The organism is Pseudoalteromonas sp. P1-13-1a (assembly GCF_001401875.1).
Lineage (GTDB): Bacteria > Pseudomonadota > Gammaproteobacteria > Enterobacterales > Alteromonadaceae > Pseudoalteromonas.
This window is the reverse complement of the sequence record NZ_LKDV01000017.1, coordinates 1-15,860: the sequence shown is the minus strand read 5'-3', so window position 1 is coordinate 15,860 and position 15,860 is coordinate 1. Positions and strand designations below refer to the sequence as shown.

The 15,860-nt window shown below is 43.3% G+C and carries 12 protein-coding genes and 1 tRNA gene; all 13 read left to right on the top strand.

Translation table 11 applies throughout. The features are described 5' to 3' along the window. Window positions 1-102 precede the first annotated feature (102 nt). Window positions 103-179 (top strand) — tRNA-Trp (locus AN391_RS11840). Between the two features lie 132 nt (window positions 180-311). Then, window positions 312-689: a preprotein translocase subunit SecE gene (gene secE / locus AN391_RS11835; RefSeq protein WP_004588203.1), complete on the top strand. Its 378-nt coding sequence runs from the start codon at window positions 312-314 to the stop codon at window positions 687-689. Window positions 690-693: 4 nt separating this feature from the next. Then, a complete protein-coding gene (gene nusG / locus AN391_RS11830; protein WP_024032045.1) occupies window positions 694-1,251 on the top strand; it encodes a transcription termination/antitermination protein NusG in 558 nt (185 codons plus the stop codon). Window positions 1,252-1,464: 213 nt separating this feature from the next. Beyond that, complete coding sequence (gene rplK / locus AN391_RS11825; protein WP_004588205.1) at window positions 1,465-1,893, top strand: 50S ribosomal protein L11; 429 nt, start codon at window positions 1,465-1,467, stop codon at window positions 1,891-1,893. Window positions 1,894-1,896: 3 nt separating this feature from the next. Then, the gene (gene rplA, locus AN391_RS11820; protein WP_055015587.1) at window positions 1,897-2,601 is read left to right on the top strand and encodes a 50S ribosomal protein L1; all 705 of its coding nucleotides are present in this window, start codon (window positions 1,897-1,899) and stop codon (window positions 2,599-2,601) included. 321 nt (window positions 2,602-2,922) lie between these two features. Beyond that, on the top strand, window positions 2,923-3,417 hold the full coding sequence (rplJ, locus tag AN391_RS11815) for a 50S ribosomal protein L10 (protein WP_055015586.1): 495 nt from the start codon (window positions 2,923-2,925) through the stop codon (window positions 3,415-3,417). A gap of 76 nt (window positions 3,418-3,493) precedes the next feature. Continuing rightward, the gene (gene rplL / locus AN391_RS11810; protein ID WP_004588208.1) at window positions 3,494-3,856 is read left to right on the top strand and encodes a 50S ribosomal protein L7/L12; all 363 of its coding nucleotides are present in this window, start codon (window positions 3,494-3,496) and stop codon (window positions 3,854-3,856) included. Between the two features lie 272 nt (window positions 3,857-4,128). After that, window positions 4,129-8,154, top strand: coding sequence for a DNA-directed RNA polymerase subunit beta (gene rpoB / locus AN391_RS11805; protein ID WP_055015585.1), 4,026 nt, complete (start codon window positions 4,129-4,131; stop codon window positions 8,152-8,154). Window positions 8,155-8,258: 104 nt separating this feature from the next. Then, entirely contained in the window at window positions 8,259-12,431 is a 4,173-nt protein-coding gene (gene rpoC / locus AN391_RS11800; protein ID WP_055015584.1) for a DNA-directed RNA polymerase subunit beta', read from the top strand. Between the two features lie 193 nt (window positions 12,432-12,624). Beyond that, a complete protein-coding gene (gene rpsL, locus AN391_RS11795) occupies window positions 12,625-12,999 on the top strand; it encodes a 30S ribosomal protein S12 (protein WP_002958885.1) in 375 nt (124 codons plus the stop codon). 97 nt (window positions 13,000-13,096) lie between these two features. Beyond that, window positions 13,097-13,567, top strand: a complete 471-nt coding sequence (gene rpsG, locus AN391_RS11790) for a 30S ribosomal protein S7 (RefSeq protein WP_004588211.1) — start codon at window positions 13,097-13,099, stop codon at window positions 13,565-13,567. Between the two features lie 27 nt (window positions 13,568-13,594). Next, window positions 13,595-15,709, top strand: a complete 2,115-nt coding sequence (gene fusA, locus AN391_RS11785; protein ID WP_055015583.1) for an elongation factor G — start codon at window positions 13,595-13,597, stop codon at window positions 15,707-15,709. Between the two features lie 62 nt (window positions 15,710-15,771). After that, the coding region (locus tag AN391_RS11780; protein WP_233997923.1) for a GTP-binding protein at window positions 15,772-15,860 on the top strand (89 nt) is incomplete at its 3' end.

The window sequence follows — 15,860 nt, the reverse complement described above, 5'->3', positions numbered from 1 at the left end:
TGTTAAGATGGATTTATTAGTGCATTAAAGAGATTTTGCTAAGTGGGTATCTTTTAGGCTTGTGTTAATGATTTGCGTAAGTATAATAGGCATCCACTTTGCAGGGGCGTAGTTCCAATTGGTAGAACAGCGGTCTCCAAAACCGACGGTTGGGAGTTCGAATCTCTCCGCCCCTGCCATTTTTACTCATAAGTTGAGTAAGTCTGGGGTTAAAAATCGGTTTAAATAAGTCTGTTTTTAAGTTTAGATTTTAATGGATTAACCCTGCCGTTGTGTAGGGTTGTTGTGTCTGTAGTTAAGGTAATAATATTATGAGCACGAATGTAGAAACACCATCAAGTGCGATGGAGTCGGTAAAGTGGTTAGTAGCAATCGCGCTACTTGCAGGCGCAGTTGTTGGTAATCACATGTTTGCAGATCAGTCTGTATTACTACGTGCAATTGGCGTTGTGGTTGCTATAGCAGCAGGTTTAGGTATTGCCTCGCAAACCGCTAAAGGCCGTGACTTTTTAGCATTTGCTAAAGAAGCACGCATTGAAGTACGCAAAGTTGTTTGGCCAACGCGTCAAGAAACTACCCACACGACATTAATCGTAATGGTTGCAACAGTGATTATGGCGCTTATCCTTTGGGGATTAGATGGCATTTTATTCCGCGCTGTAGGCTTTTTAACTGGATTGGAGATCTGATCCCATGTCGGATGAGAACAAAGAAATTAAATTACGCTGGTACGTTGTACAAGCATTCTCTGGTTACGAAAAGCGTGTAGCGCAAACGTTATCAGAGCACATTAAAATTGAAGGTCTTGAAGAGAGCTTTGGTGAAATATTAGTACCAACAGAAGAAGTTGTTGAGATGCGCGCCGGTCAAAAGCGTAAATCTGAGCGTAAATTCTTCCCAGGTTACGTACTAGTACAAATGGATATGAACGATGCAAGCTGGCACTTAGTGAACAGCACTGAACGTGTAATGGGCTTTATTGGTGGTACGTCTGACCGTCCAGCGCCTATTAGTTCTAAAGAAGCAGAACGCATTCTTAACCGCTTACAAGAGAACGCTGAAGCACCTAAACCAGCTACATTATTTGAGCCAGGTGAAGTTGTTCGTGTAACTGATGGTCCATTTGCTGACTTTAGCGGTGTGGTTGAAGAAGTTGACTACGAAAAGAGCCGCGTAAAAGTGTCGGTACTTATTTTTGGTCGTTCTACACCGGTTGAACTTGAATTTGGTCAAGTTGAACAAGATAAGTAATTGATTAAAAAAGCTTCGCCATTATTTACTTAAATTTTGGCACGAAGCTTGAAAAAGGCCGCTGATTAACTTATAATCAGCGGCCTTTTTGTATTACGGCAAAAATTTATTTTTGCTCGCAAAAAGTACGAAACCAATTTTTAAACTGGGAAGCCGTTAGAGTACGCGTCCTCGCGCGCACAAGGCTAAGACCCACCAAATGAGGTATTTATAATGGCTAAAAAAGTTGAAGCTTTAATCAAGCTACAAGTTGCCGCTGGTATGGCTAATCCTAGTCCTCCAGTAGGTCCTGCACTAGGTCAACACGGTGTAAACATCATGGAATTCTGTAAAGCGTTTAACGCGCGTACAGAGTCTATCGAAAAAGGCGCTCCAGTTCCTGTAGTGATCTCTGTTTACGGTGACCGTTCATTTACGTTCGATATGAAAACGCCACCTGCTGCTTACTTACTTAAGAAAGCTGCTGGTATCAAATCAGGCTCAGGCCGTCCTAACACTGAAAAAGTAGGCACAGTAACTCGTGCTCAACTTGAAGAGATCGTTGAGACAAAACGAGCTGACCTTACAGCGGCTGATATGGACGCTGCGGTTCGCACTATCGCAGGTTCTGCGCGTGCGATGGGCTTGAACGTAGAGGACTAAGAAATGGCTAAATTAACTAAACGTATGCGTACTATCCGCGAAAAAGTGGAAGTAACTAAAGATTACGAAATCAATGAAGCAGTTGCTCTTTTAAAAGAATTAGCAACAGCTAAATTCGTAGAAAGTGTTGACGTTGCTGTTAACCTTGGTATTGACGCTCGTAAATCTGACCAGAACGTTCGTGGTGCAACTGTACTACCTCACGGTACTGGCCGTGATGTTCGTGTTGCTGTATTCACTCAAGGCGCTAATGCAGAAGCTGCAAAAGAAGCCGGTGCTGAATTAGTAGGCATGGAAGATCTTGCTGAGCTAGTTAAGAAAGGCGAGATGGATTTTGACGTTGTTGTTGCATCACCAGACGCGATGCGTGTTGTTGGTCAACTAGGTCAAATCTTAGGTCCACGTGGTCTTATGCCTAACCCTAAAACTGGTACTGTAACGCCTAACGTTGCAGAAGCAGTTAAAAACGCGAAAGCAGGTCAAGTACGTTACCGTAATGACAAAAATGGTATCATCCATACTACTATCGGTAAGGTTGATTTCACTGCTGAGCAAATCCAACAAAACCTTGAAGCTCTAATCGTTGCGCTTAAGAAGGCTAAACCTTCTCAAGCTAAAGGTGTTTACGTTAAGAAAGTAACCATCTCTACAACAATGGGCGCAGGTGTTGCTGTTGACCAAAACACGTTAAGCACTTCTGTAGCTTAATAGGTGTTTACATGGCGTGAAATTTGTACTATAATTTTGCGCCATTTTGTTGAATAATTTATTGTTTAACAAGTAAAGAATTCGGGTTGAAGTCCATAATTTCGCTAAGCTCTTGAGTGATGCGATAAATTGGGCTTCCGTCCAAGACCGTAGGCGGCTTCGGCCTTAATATTACCTACGTAGACGGTGTGAATCCCCAGATAGATTTTCCTAATCTCTTCTGGCTCTCGCCGTAAAAAGCATCTCTATCAGTTTTTTGGTAGGGAAGAGTAAAACAGGGAAGCCGAGTGTCGGCGACCCATTAAACCAGGAGTAACACCCATGGCTTTAAATCTTCAAGGCAAAAAAGCAATTGTTGCTGAAGTCAACGAAGCAGCCAATGGTGCTCTTTCTGCAGTTGTTGCAGATTCTCGTGGTGTAACAGTAGGCGCAATTACAGCCCTTCGTAAAGAAGCGCGTGAAGCTGGTGTATGGATGAAAGTTGTTCGTAACACTCTAGCAAAACGTGCTGTTGAAGGTACTGAGTTTGAATGTCTATCTGATTCGTTAGTTGGTCCAAGCTTAATCGCTTTCTCATCAGAGCATCCAGGTGCTGCTGCGCGTATCTTCTCAGATTTCGCGAAAAAGAATGAGAAATTCGAAGTTAAAACGGCCGCTTTTGAAGGAAATGTTGTAGATGCAGCAATGCTTGCTACATTACCTACATACGATGAAGCTGTTGCACGCTTAATGAGCGCTATGAAAGAAGCGTCTGCTGGCAAATTGTGTAAAACAATTGAAGCAGTACGTGTACAGAAAGAAGAGCAAGCTGCTTAATTTTAAGCTGTTTAACCTCCCTTTCGGTGTAAAATTTATTTGGACCTAGAGTCCGTTAATTATTAGGAAATTTGTAATGTCTGTAACTAAAGACCAAATCCTTGACGCGATTGCTGAAATGTCAGTAATGGACGTTGTTGCTCTTGTTGAAGCAATGGAAGAAAAATTCGGCGTAACTGCTGCAGCTGCTATGGTAGCAGGTCCTGCTGCTGAAGCTGCTGAAGAGAAAACTGAATTTGACGTAATCCTTACTGGCGCTGGCGCTAACAAGGTTGCGGCAATCAAAGCTGTACGTAGCGCAACTGGCCTAGGCCTTAAAGAAGCGAAAGCGCTTGTTGAAGCTGCTCCTGCACCTATCAAAGAAGGTGTATCTAAAGAAGAAGCTGAAGCACTTCAAAAAGACCTTACTGAAGCTGGTGCTGAAGTTGAGGTTAAGTAATCTAGCTCACGCTAGGTTCGCTGCCTGAGTAATCAGGCAAGGGCTGGTGATTATTTAATCACCGGCCTTTTTGCGCTATAGAGTTATGTATTCCTGTAGCTCAAATAAAATCTGATTTTCTCTTTACTTTCAACGCTTTATAGTTTGCTAGTGTTGCAGGGGCGGAGTTAATTAGAACAACAATTAAATGTTGTAAATCTTGGCATAGATGCCAGTTAAGTCTGTTCTTACAAGAACAGGTCGGGTCAAAGATCAGCAAGCTGAGGAACCCCATGGCTTACTCTTATTCTGAAAAGAAACGTATCCGTAAGGATTTTGGTAAACGTCCACAAGTTTTGGATATACCTTTCTTACTGTCGACACAGTTAGAATCGTTTAAAAAATTCTTAGTCCCAGACGCTGATGGCGATCATGGTTTGGAAGCAGCCTTCCGTTCTGTGTTCCCTATTAAAAGCTACTCGGGAAATTCTGAGCTTCAATACGTAAGTTATCGTATTGGTGAGCCAGTATTCGATGTAAAAGAATGTCAAATTCGCGGTGTGACTTATTCTGCTCCACTTCGCGTGAAACTGCGTCTTGTAGTTATGGACAAAGAAGCTCCAGGCACAGTTAAAGACATTAAAGAGCAAGAAGTTTACATGGGCGAAATTCCGCTCATGACTGATACCGGTACTTTTGTAATCAATGGTACAGAGCGTGTTATCGTTTCTCAGCTACACCGTAGCCCTGGTGTATTCTTTGATAACGACCGCGGTAAAACCCATTCATCGGGTAAAGTATTATATAACGCACGCGTTATTCCTTACCGTGGTTCATGGTTAGACTTCGAATTTGATGCAAAAGATAACTTATATGTACGTATAGACCGTCGTCGTAAATTACCGGCGTCTATTATTTTACGTGCACTTGAGTACTCTAGCGAAGAAATCCTAGATATGTTCTTCGACACCACTGCGTTTGAAGTAACTGACGGTAAAGTTCTTATGGAACTTGTGCCTTCACGTTTACGTGGTGAAACTGCCGCTTTTGATATCAAAGGCGAAGACGGTGAAGTACTTGTTGAAAGCGGTCGTCGTATTACGGCACGCCACATCAAGAGCATCGAGAAAAAAGGCATTAATCAATTAGAAGTACCACATGAGTACATCATTGGCCGTATTGTAGCTAAAAACTATGTTGATGAATCAACAGGTGAAGTTATTGCAAACGCTAATGACGAGCTATCACTAGAGTTGATGGCTGAATTGGTTAAAGCAGGTCACACTAAAATTGATACGTTATACATCAATGAAGTGGACAGCGGCGCTTACATGTCAAATACATTAAATATTGACTCATCAAGCAACCGTTTAGAAGCATTAGTAGAAATTTACCGCATGATGCGCCCAGGCGAGCCACCGACGAAAGACGCGGCTGAAGCCTTATTTGAGAACCTATTCTTCTCAGAAGAACGTTATGACTTATCTACTGTAGGTCGTATGAAGTTCAATAGCCGTGTTGGTTATGATACAGACACAGGTCCAGGCACATTAAGCAAAGAAGACATCGTAGCTGTTATGAAAGTATTAATTGCTATTCGTAACGGTCAAGGCGATGTTGATGATATTGACCACTTAGGCAACCGTCGTATCCGTAGTGTTGGCGAAATGGCTGAGAACCAATTCCGTGTTGGTCTAGTACGTGTAGAACGTGCTGTACGTGAGCGTTTAAGCTTAGGTGACCTTGACGCGATCATGCCACAAGACCTTATTAACGCTAAGCCTATTTCGGCAGCGGTTAAAGAGTTCTTCGGTTCGTCTCAGTTATCACAGTTTATGGACCAAAATAACCCGCTATCAGAAGTAACGCACAAGCGTCGTATTTCTGCATTAGGTCCGGGCGGTCTAACACGTGAGCGCGCTGGCTTTGAAGTACGTGACGTTCACGTAACTCACTACGGTCGCGTATGTCCAATCGAGACTCCTGAGGGTCCAAACATCGGTCTAATTAACTCGTTATCTACGTACGCACGTACAAATGATTACGGTTTCTTAGAAACACCTTACCGTAAAGTGGTAGATGGTGTAGTAACTGATGAAGTTGATTATTTATCAGCCATTGAAGAAGGTCAGTTTGTTATCGCACAGGCGAACTCAAACTTAACCGAAACCAATGAGTTTGTTGATGAACTTATCCCGTGTCGTCACAAAGGTGAATCAACCTTTATGGGCCGCATGGATCAGCAATATATGGATGTATCACCACAACAGGTGATCTCTGTAGCGGCAGCACTTATCCCGTTCCTAGAACACGATGATGCTAACCGTGCATTGATGGGTTCAAACATGCAACGTCAAGCAGTACCAACATTGAAAGCGGATAAGCCGTTAGTAGGTACTGGTATTGAGTTAACACTAGCGAAAGACTCTGGTGTAACGATTGTTGCTAAACGTGGTGGTGAGGTAATGTACGCCGATGCTAGCCGCATCGTTGTAAATGTAAATGATGATGAGCGTATTCCTGGTGAAGCGGGCATCGACATTTATAACCTTACTAAATACACACGTTCTAACCAAAATACATGTATTAACCAAAAACCAACGTGCATGGTTGGTGAACCGGTTACTCGTGGTGACGTGTTAGCAGATGGTCCTTCGACTGACTTAGGTGACTTAGCCCTTGGTCAAAACCTTCGCGTGGCATTCATGCCATGGAACGGTTATAACTTCGAGGATTCAATCTTACTATCAGAGCGCGTAGTTGAAGAAGATCGTCTAACGACTATCCATATTCAAGAACTACAGTGTGTTGCCCGTGATACTAAATTAGGTCCTGAAGAGATCACTGCAGATATCCCGAATGTGGGTGAGTCTGCGCTAGGCAAGCTTGATGAATCAGGCGTTGTTTATATTGGTGCTGAAGTTAAAGGCGGCGATATCCTAGTAGGTAAAGTGACTCCGAAAGGCGAGACGCAATTAACACCTGAAGAAAAGCTACTACGTGCTATCTTCGGCGAAAAAGCGTCTGACGTTAAAGACAGCTCTTTACGTGTACCAAACTCTGTAACTGGTACTGTAATTGACGTACAAGTTTTCACCCGTGATGGTGTTGAAAAAGATAAGCGTGCGTTAGAAGTTGAAGACATGCAGCTTCGTGAAGCGAAGAAAGACTTCAACGAAGAGTTCCGTATTCTAGAAGCCGGTGTTTTAGACCGTGCTCGCAAGCTACTAGCTTCAGCAGGCTTCGATGAAGACAACTTAGCGTCACTAAATGCTGAAAAGCTACTTACTCAAAGTCTTGCACAAGAAGACAAGCAAGCTGAACTTGAGCAACTAGCTGCACAGTACGATGAGCTTAAAGCTGAATACGATAAGAAGTTTGAAAACAAACGTCGTAAAATTACTCAAGGTGATGACTTAGCACCAGGCGTACTTAAGATTGTTAAAGTATACCTAGCTGTTAAACGTCGTATCCAACCGGGTGATAAAATGGCGGGTCGTCACGGTAACAAAGGTGTTATCTCGACTATCGTACCAGTAGAAGATATGCCATATGATGATAAAGGTCGTACGGTAGATATCGTACTAAATCCACTAGGTGTACCATCACGAATGAACATCGGTCAGATCCTTGAAACACATATGGGTCTAGCTGCACGTGGTATTGGTGAGCGCTTAGAGGAAATGATGAAGGAACAACGTGAGCTACATGAGCTACGTGAATTCATCAAGCAAGCTTACGAAATCGGTGAATCTCGTCAAGAAGTAGATATTGCTAGCTTCTCTGATGATGAAATTCGTCGTTTAGCTGATAACTTAAAAGGTGGTTTACCAATCGCTACTCCTGCATTTGATGGCGCTAAAGAAGACGAAATCAAAGACATGCTAGAGCTTGGTGGATACCCAAGAAGTGGTCAGGTTACACTCTATGATGGCCGTACTGGCGATCAGTTTGAACGTCAAGTAACTGTAGGTTACATGTACATGCTTAAACTTAACCACTTGGTTGACGATAAGATGCACGCACGTTCAACTGGTTCTTACAGCCTTGTTACTCAGCAGCCGCTGGGTGGTAAAGCACAGTTCGGTGGCCAGCGTTTTGGTGAGATGGAAGTATGGGCACTTGAAGCTTACGGTGCTGCTTACACGCTACAAGAAATGCTAACAGTGAAATCGGATGACGTGAACGGTCGTACTAAGATGTATAAAAACATCGTTGATGGTAACCATAAGATGGAACCAGGTATGCCAGAATCGTTCAACGTATTGTTGAAAGAAATCCGCTCACTGGGTATCAACATCGAGTTGGAAGAAAATTAAGCCAATTAGATGCTGCAGTTAACCCTGCAGCATCTGTTACGGCTGAATAGAATGTAGGGGCGAGGTTATCCGCCCTCAAGATTAACTCCGACAGGAGAGCTAAGGTGAAAGACTTACTTAAGTTTCTGAAGCAACAAAATAAGACCGAAGAATTCGATGCAATTCGCATTGGTCTTGCTTCACCAGACATGGTTCGTTCATGGTCATACGGTGAAGTAAAGAAACCTGAGACTATTAACTACCGTACTTTCAAGCCTGAGCGCGATGGCTTATTCTGTGCCCGTATTTTCGGCCCAGTGAAAGATTATGAGTGTTTATGTGGTAAATATAAACGCCTTAAACACCGTGGTGTGATCTGTGAGAAGTGTGGCGTTGAAGTTACACTTACAAAAGTGCGTCGTGATCGTATGGGTCATATCGACCTTGCGAGCCCAGTAGCACATATATGGTTTTTAAAATCATTACCGTCTCGTATTGGCTTAATGCTTGATATGACACTTCGTGATATTGAACGTGTTCTTTACTTCGAATCATTCGTAGTAACTGAGCCTGGTATGACAACGCTTGAGCGTGGTCAACTATTAGGTGAAGAAGAATACTTAGATGCGCTTGAAGAGCACGGTGATGAGTTTGAAGCGAAGATGGGTGCAGAAGCAGTATTAGACTTGCTTCGTGAACTTGATCTTGGCCAACTAATTGCAGAAATGCGTGAAGAGTTACCAACAATTAACTCTGAAACTAAGCGTAAAAAGATCACTAAGCGTCTTAAGTTAATGGAATCGTTCCACCAATCAGGTAATAACCCTGAGTGGATGATCATGACAGTACTTCCAGTATTGCCACCTGACTTACGTCCATTAGTACCACTAGACGGTGGTCGTTTTGCGACATCTGATCTAAATGACCTTTACCGTCGTGTTATTAACCGTAATAACCGTCTTAAGCGTCTATTAGATTTAGCTGCACCAGATATTATCGTACGCAACGAAAAACGTATGTTACAAGAAGCGGTAGATGCGCTACTTGATAACGGTCGTCGTGGTCGTGCAATTACAGGTTCTAACAAGCGTCCGCTTAAATCTCTTGCTGATATGATCAAGGGTAAGCAAGGTCGTTTCCGTCAGAACTTACTTGGTAAGCGTGTAGATTACTCTGGCCGTTCTGTAATCACGGTTGGTCCTACACTTAAGCTTCACCAATGTGGTCTTCCTAAGAAGATGGCACTTGAGCTATTCAAACCATTCATCTATGGCAAATTAGAGCGTCGCGGCATGGCTACGACAATCAAAGCTGCTAAGAAAATGGTAGAGCGCGAAGTAGCGGAAGTATGGGATGTACTAGACGAAGTAATTCGTGAACATCCAGTACTACTTAACCGTGCACCTACACTTCACCGTTTAGGTATCCAAGCGTTCGAACCTGTACTAATTGAAGGTAAAGCAATCCATTTACACCCATTAGTTTGTGCGGCTTACAACGCCGACTTCGATGGTGACCAAATGGCGGTACACGTACCGTTAACGCTTGAAGCTCAGTTAGAAGCTCGTGCACTAATGATGTCTACTAACAACATTCTATCTCCAGCGAATGGTGAGCCAATCATCGTTCCTTCACAGGATGTTGTATTAGGTCTTTACTACATGACGCGCGATCGCATTAATGCGAAAGGCGAAGGCATTGTATTTAAAGATCCTAAAGAAGCAGAAAAAGCATACCGTAGTGGTAACGCAGAACTTCACGCACGCGTTAAAGTGCGTATTAGTCAGTCAATCACTAACGAAGCAGGTGTTGTTGAAGACACTGTAACGCTTATCGACACTACTGTTGGTCGTGCAATTCTGTCTCTAATTTTACCTAAAGGTATGCCGTTTGAGTCAATCAACCAAGCATTAGGTAAAAAGCAGATTTCTGGCTTATTAAACGAGTGTTACCGTCGTCTAGGTCTTAAAGACACTGTTGTGTTTGCTGACCAAGTTATGTACACCGGTTTCCACTACGCAATGAAGTCAGGTGTTTCAATTGGTATCGATGACTTAGTTATCCCACCAGTTAAAGCATCAATCATTGAATCAGCTGAAGCTGAAGTAACTGAAATCAACCAACAATTCCAATCAGGTCTTGTAACGGCTGGTGAAAAGTACAACAAAGTTATCGATATCTGGTCACGTGTAAATGAAAACTTATCACGTGAAATGATGGCCAACTTGTCAAAAGACACGGTTATCAATGCTAAAGGTGAAGAAGAAGAGCAACCGTCATTTAACTCAGTGTTTATGATGGCCGACTCAGGTGCTCGTGGTAGTGCCGCTCAGATCCGTCAGCTAGCAGGTATGCGTGGTCTAATGGCACGTCCAGATGGTTCAATCATCGAGACGCCAATCACGGCTAACTTCCGTGAAGGTCTAAACGTACTACAGTACTTCATCTCAACGCACGGTGCGCGTAAAGGTCTTGCCGATACAGCACTTAAAACAGCTAACTCAGGTTACCTAACGCGTCGTCTAGTAGACGTTGCACAAGATTTGGTAATCAACGAAGATGACTGTGGCACAGAAGATGGCTTAACAATGAAACCGCTTATTGAAGGTGGTGACGTTGTAGAAGCGCTTCGTGAACGTGTACTAGGTCGTGTTGTTGCTGAGCCTGTGCTTATTCCTAATACAGACACTGTATTAGTAGAGCGTAATGTAATGCTTGATGAAAAACTGTGTGACCTTTTAGAAGAGCACTCAGTAGATGAAGTTCGCGTACGTTCTGTTATCACATGTGATAACGACTTTGGTGTATGTGCTAAGTGTTATGGTCGTGACCTTGCACGTGGTCATATCATCAACGCAGGTGAATCAGTAGGTGTTATCGCGGCACAATCAATCGGTGAGCCGGGTACACAGCTTACGATGCGTACATTCCACATCGGTGGTGCGGCATCAAGAGCATCAGCTGAAAACAATGTACAAGTTAAAACTGACGGTACGTTAAAACTACATAACGCTAAGTATGTACTTAATACCGACGGTAAGATTGTAATTACTTCACGTTCAACTGAAATCACTATCATTGATAGCTTCGGTCGTGAAAAAGAGCGTTATAAAGTACCTTACGGTGCGGTACTAACAGTACAAGACAATGCAGAAGTTCAAGGTAACGACATCGTTGCTACTTGGGACCCGCATAGTCACCCAATCGTTCTTGAGCATAAGTCAAAAATCTCGTTCAGCGATGTTGATGACTCAAATACGGAAGCACAAACTGATGAACTAACCGGCTTAACCCGTGTAGTTGTTAAAGACCTTGCTAAAGTAAATGCGAAAGAGCCTAAGCTTATCATCGAAAGTGAAGAGCGCGGCTTGCAGGAAACACGTCTACCTTCATTCACTACGATTGAAGTGACAGATGGCGTTACAGCAAACCCAGGTGACGTACTTGCACGTATTCCGCAAGAAGGTTCGAAAACTCGTGATATCACGGGTGGTCTACCACGCGTAGCCGACTTATTTGAAGCACGTAAGCCAAAAGATCCAGCTATCTTAGCTGAAATCACAGGTACAATTAGCTTCGGTAAAGAGACTAAAGGTAAGAAACGTTTAGTTATTACACCTGCTGAAGGCGATCATTACGAAGAAATGATTCCTAAGTGGCGTCAACTTAACGTGTTTGAAGGTGAGCAAGTGTCTAAAGGTGAAGTTATCGCCGATGGTCCTGAATCACCACATGACATCTTACGCCTACGTGGTGTGACTCATGTTGCTAACTACATTGTTAACGAAGTGCAAGAGGTTTACCGTTTGCAGGGCGTTAAGATCAATGATAAGCACATTGAAACAATTATTCGTCAGATGCTACGTAAATGTACCATCCTTGACGGCGGTGATACTGAGTTCTTAGCGGGTGAGCAAATTGAAGTAGCTCGCGTTAATATCGCTAATCGTGACCTTGAAAAACAAGGTAAGATCCCAGCGAAGTTTGAAATACAACTAATGGGTATTACGAAAGCATCACTTGCAACAGAATCTTTCATCTCAGCAGCGTCTTTCCAAGAAACAACACGTGTTCTTACAGATGCCGCCGTGAATGGTAAGAGCGATGAGCTTCGTGGTCTGAAAGAAAACGTAATTGTGGGTCGTCTGATCCCAGCCGGTACTGGCTTTGCGTATCACCAAGACCGTATGGCTCGCCGCAAGCAGGGTGAAGTTGTTGAAGAGCAAACAGTAAGTGCAGAAGAGGCAACTCAAGCACTAACAGATGCTCTGAACGCAGATTTATCTGGAAATCAATAAACTCTTATTAATCAACAGATTAATAAATCGTAAGGCAGTTATCTACTGTCTTACGATGAGTTTAGGTTGACAGGTTAAACTTTGCTCATTAAAATTCCGCCACCCATTTACTTGCATGTATGTTACAAGCTTGTAAAAAGGGCGGATTTTTTTATTTTTTTCAGTAGTAATTTTAATTTCAGGAGCTATTTAAATGGCAACTATTAACCAGCTAGTGCGTAAGCCACGTCGTAGCAAGGTTACTAAAAGTAACTCAGCTGCGCTTAAAGCGTGTCCGCAAAAGCGTGGTGTATGTACTCGCGTATATACAACTACACCTAAGAAACCAAACTCAGCGTTACGTAAAGTAGCTCGTGTACGTTTAACTAACGGTTTCGAAGTAACATCATACATCGGTGGTGAAGGTCATAACCTTCAAGAGCACAGTGTAATCCTAATCCGTGGTGGTCGTGTTAAAGATTTACCAGGTGTGCGTTTTCACACTGTACGTGGTGCACTTGACTGTGCAGGCGTTAGCGACCGTCGTCAAGCTCGTTCTAAATACGGTGCAAAACGCCCTAAAGGCTAATTGTTTTCCGTTAGTAAGGCCAAGCACTAAATATTATTAATTATTGTTTTGGGTGATTGTTCCAAAAGGACAAACCTGAATAAACCGGAGATACAAAATGCCTAGAAGACGCGTAATAGGTCAACGTAAAATTCTTCCAGATCCTAAGTTCGGATCGGAACTTCTTGCTAAATTCGTTAACATCGTAATGTTAGACGGCAAGAAATCTACTGCTGAAAAAATTGTTTATGGTGCGCTAGACGTGGCTGCTGAGAAATCAGGCAAGTCGCACCTAGAAATCTTTGAATCTGCACTTGATAACATCCGTCCACAGGTTGAGGTTAAATCTCGCCGTGTTGGTGGTTCAACTTATCAAGTTCCAGTTGAAGTACGTCCAGTACGTCGCAACGCATTAGGTATGCGTTGGTTAGTAGACGCTGCACGTAAGCGTGGCGAAAAATCTATGGGCTTACGTTTAGCTCAAGAAATCGTTGACGCTGCTGACAACAAAGGCACTGCGGTTAAGAAACGTGAAGACGTTCACCGTATGGCTGAAGCGAATAAAGCATTCGCACATTACCGTTGGTAATCTGTCCTTAACCTTTAAGAGGATCATATGGCACGTACAACTCCACTTGAGCGCTACCGTAATATCGGCATAGTAGCTCACGTAGATGCAGGCAAAACCACCACAACAGAACGTGTTCTGTTCTACACGGGTCTTTCTCATAAGATCGGTGAAGTACATGATGGCGCCGCAACTATGGATTGGATGGAGCAGGAACAAGAGCGTGGTATCACAATCACTTCTGCTGCAACAACGTGTTTCTGGAAAGGGATGGACGCGCAATTTGACGACCATCGAATCAATATTATTGATACGCCAGGACACGTAGATTTCACTATCGAAGTAGAGCGTTCTTTACGTGTACTTGATGGTGCGGTAGTTGTTCTTTGTGCTTCATCAGGTGTACAGCCGCAAACTGAGACAGTTTGGCGCCAAGCGAACAAATACGAAGTTCCGAGAATGATCTTCGTAAATAAAATGGATCGCACTGGCGCTGACTTCTTAACGGTTGTTGACCAGGTGAAATCTCGTCTTGGAGCAACGCCTGTTCCAATCCAGTTGCCTATTGGCGCTGAAGACGACTTTAAAGGTGTTATTGACCTTATAAAAATGAAAGCCATTAACTGGAACGAAGCGGACCAGGGTATGACTTTCTCTTATGAGGCAATACCGGCAGAACTTCAAGAGCTCGCTCAAGAGTGGCACTCTCATTTAGTTGAAAGTGCAGCTGAAGCCTCTGAAGAACTAATGGATAAGTACTTAGAAGGTGAAGAGTTAAGTGAAGCAGAAATTAAATCTGCCTTACGTCAACGCACATTAGCGAACGAAATTGTTCCCATTACGTGTGGTAGTGCATTTAAAAACAAAGGCGTTCAAGCTGTGCTTGATGGCGTTGTTGAATACATGCCTGCACCAACACAAGTGAAACAAATCCAAGGTATCCTAGAAAATGGAACTGAGGAAGAACGTCCAGCTGATGATAAAGCGCCGTTTGCTGCACTTGCATTTAAAATTGCAACAGACCCGTTTGTTGGCACTTTAACCTTTTTCCGTGTTTACTCTGGTACTGTTAAACAGGGTGACGCGGTTTATAACCCAGTTAAAGGTAAGCGTGAGCGATTTGGTCGTATCGTACAGATGCATTCAAACTCACGTGAAGAGATCAAAGAAGTTCACGCAGGCGATATTGCGGCAGCTATTGGTCTCAAAGACGTAACAACAGGTGAGACACTGTGTGATCCGAACTCTATTATTACGCTAGAGCGTATGGAGTTCCCAGAGCCAGTTATCTCTGTTGCGGTTGAGCCTCGCACAATCGCTGACCAAGATAAGATGGGTATAGCACTAGGTAAACTAGCCGCAGAAGATCCGTCTTTTCGTGTACAAACTGACGAAGAATCAGGCCAGACTATAATCTCTGGCATGGGTGAACTTCACCTTGATATCATTGTCGACCGTATGAAACGTGAATTCAGTGTTGAATGTAACGTTGGTAAGCCGCAGGTTGCATACCGAGAAGCTATCCGTTCAACTGTTGAAGTTGAAGGGAAGTTTGTACGTCAATCAGGTGGTCGTGGTCAGTATGGTCACGTCTGGGTTAAACTTGAACCGATGGATATCTCGGAAGATGAAGCGCCGACGTATGAGTTCGTTAACGAAACAGTAGGTGGTTCGGTTCCTAAAGAATTTATCCCTGCGGTAGACAAAGGTATCCAAGAGCAAATGTCTCAGGGTGTACTGGCTGGCTACCCATTACTTGGCGTTAAAGCGACTCTATATGATGGTTCATTCCATGATGTAGACTCGAATGAAATGGCATTTAAGATTGCAGGTTCAATGGCAATGAAAGCGGGGGCGCTTAAAGCTGACCCTGTACTTTTAGAGCCAATGATGAAGGTTGAAGTAATCACTCCTGACTCAAACATGGGTGATGTAGTTGGCGACCTTAACCGTCGTCGCGGCATAATCGAAGGCATGGAAGATGCAATAGGTGGACTTAAGCAAGTTAATGCCCAAGTTCCTCTTTCTGAAATGTTTGGTTATGCAACTGCTTTACGATCTGCAACACAGGGTCGTGCTTCTTACTCTATGGAGTTTTTGAAGTATGCTGAAGCCTCTAAACAGGTTGCAGATACAATAATTTCAGCTCGCGCTGTTATATGATTTTAGCTCGTCTGGCTCAATAGTGAGTCAGGCTTTAATTTCTTAATTAGGAATTTTTTAAGATGGCAAAAGAAAAGTTTGAACGCGTAAAACCGCACGTAAACGTTGGTACAATCGGCCACGTTGACCACGGTAAAACTACACTAACTGC

Excerpts from the sequence above, each read along its gene's own strand:
- rplL (WP_004588208.1), top strand. The coding sequence starts at position 3,494 with ATGTCTGTAACTAAAGACCAAATCCTTGACGCGATTGCTGAAATGTCA.
- nusG (WP_024032045.1), top strand. The coding sequence starts at position 694 with ATGTCGGATGAGAACAAAGAAATTAAATTACGCTGGTACGTTGTACAA.
- rpoB (WP_055015585.1), top strand. The coding sequence starts at position 4,129 with ATGGCTTACTCTTATTCTGAAAAGAAACGTATCCGTAAGGATTTTGGT.
- rpsG (WP_004588211.1), top strand. The coding sequence starts at position 13,097 with ATGCCTAGAAGACGCGTAATAGGTCAACGTAAAATTCTTCCAGATCCT.
- rplA (WP_055015587.1), top strand. The coding sequence starts at position 1,897 with ATGGCTAAATTAACTAAACGTATGCGTACTATCCGCGAAAAAGTGGAA.
- rplK (WP_004588205.1), top strand. The coding sequence starts at position 1,465 with ATGGCTAAAAAAGTTGAAGCTTTAATCAAGCTACAAGTTGCCGCTGGT.
- rplJ (WP_055015586.1), top strand. The coding sequence starts at position 2,923 with ATGGCTTTAAATCTTCAAGGCAAAAAAGCAATTGTTGCTGAAGTCAAC.
- rpsL (WP_002958885.1), top strand. The coding sequence starts at position 12,625 with ATGGCAACTATTAACCAGCTAGTGCGTAAGCCACGTCGTAGCAAGGTT.
- fusA (WP_055015583.1), top strand. The coding sequence starts at position 13,595 with ATGGCACGTACAACTCCACTTGAGCGCTACCGTAATATCGGCATAGTA.
- secE (WP_004588203.1), top strand. The coding sequence starts at position 312 with ATGAGCACGAATGTAGAAACACCATCAAGTGCGATGGAGTCGGTAAAG.